Genomic DNA, 355 nt, shown 5'->3' on the forward strand with positions numbered 1-355 from the left:
GCTGTTATCGATCCAGAAGGTGTTTTCCCACTCGCGGTTACTGCTGTCGATGCTCACCTGCTCATGCCAGACGCGGCACGGAATGCGGTTGCCCGCCACGGTCAGGACTTCGTCGGTGCCGCGCTGGAAGGTTGAACGCACAGTCGCGCCGCGAACCTTGCCCTGTTCGGTCCACTGCACGATGCGGGTCCAGCCTGCACCGTTGCTGATATGCAGGCTGTCAGCGAGCGGATCCTGTTGCAGATTGCTGACGCTAAGCAGGTTATTCGGCAAGCCCAGGGTTTTAACCAGGCGGCCATGCTGTGTCACCAGCATCGCCTGATCCTGTGTCACCCATTTCTGCTGACCTTTCTCG

1 protein-coding gene is annotated in these 355 nt (G+C 59.7%); it reads right to left on the bottom strand.

Translation table 11 applies throughout. The features are described 5' to 3' along the window. Positions 1-355, bottom strand: a 355-nt coding sequence (locus AC1DJR_RS34185) for a YjbF family lipoprotein (RefSeq protein ID WP_477004689.1), incomplete at both ends; no start/stop codon positions are given.

The sequence above is a fragment of the Bacillus sp. 05T31 genome, assembly GCF_056396725.1.